Below are 876 nucleotides of genomic sequence, written 5' to 3'. Positions count from 1 at the left end.
TGAGCCTTTCCGGGCAATGATTGGTGACCGTGGGTGATAATCGGTCAGGTGGTACGGCCGTGTTCGAGTTGGAGCAGGACCAGGGCGGCGCGGGTGATCGCGCCGATACGCCAGGGGTCGAGGCTGACCCGGCGTAGGGCCTTGAAGGTGGTCTTGAGCAGGGAGTTGGCTCGCTCAGCGACCCCGTGTACTCCCCGGATGAGCTGGTTGTAGGCCTTCTGCTCATCGGTCAGTTCTTGGCCCGCGGGTTTTTTGACGGGGTGGCGCAGGGCGGGGCTGAGGTTTTCATAGCCCAGGTCGGTGAGCGTGAGCCACTCGTCTTCGGCGGCGGCCTTGTCCAGCGCGGGCAGCAGGTCGGCCTCGGCCTTGGCGCAGGTGGTGTCGTGTTCGCGCCCGGGACGCACGCCCGAGGTCCACAGCGGCCACCCGTCCGGGGCCGAGAGCACCTGGATATTGCCGCCGTGGTGCTTGTGCTTGCCCGACCACCAAAGGTCGGCCCTGTTGGGGCCCGGGGTGCGGACCCGGTCGGTGCGCACCACTGTGCCGTCCAGATTCAGATGGCCGACCCCGGCCTGTTGGGCCTGGTCCAGGGCCTGTTCCAGGTCCGGGGCCCGGGCGGCCAAGACGTCGATGCCCTCGTGCAGGTAGGTGTGGACGGTGCTTTTGCCGATGGCGTTGTCGGTGGCCAGCTGGGCGGGGCGGGTGGCGTTGAGGAACCAGCGGATGATGAGGACGGCCTGTTTGAAGGGGCCCAGCGCTCGGGTGCCCAGTCTGTGTCGGTGGGCGGCCAGCAGGCGGGCGAGGAACTCCACGGTCCCGCGGTCGGCGTCGAGCACGCAGGTGTAGGTAACATCGGTAGACAAGCGAAGCCTCTGG

At 67.9% G+C, this 876-nt stretch carries 1 protein-coding gene; it reads right to left on the bottom strand.

Translation table 11 applies throughout. From position 1 onward, the window contains the following. Positions 1-44: 44 nt before the first annotated feature. A complete protein-coding gene (locus D456_RS0123340) occupies positions 45-836 on the bottom strand; it encodes an IS5/IS1182 family transposase (RefSeq protein WP_017578588.1) in 792 nt (263 codons plus the stop codon). Between the last annotated feature and the right edge of the window lie 40 nt (positions 837-876).

Source organism: Nocardiopsis kunsanensis DSM 44524 (assembly GCF_000340965.1).
Lineage (GTDB): Bacteria > Actinomycetota > Actinomycetes > Streptosporangiales > Streptosporangiaceae > Nocardiopsis > Nocardiopsis kunsanensis.
This window is presented reverse-complemented; position numbering and strand designations above follow the sequence as displayed.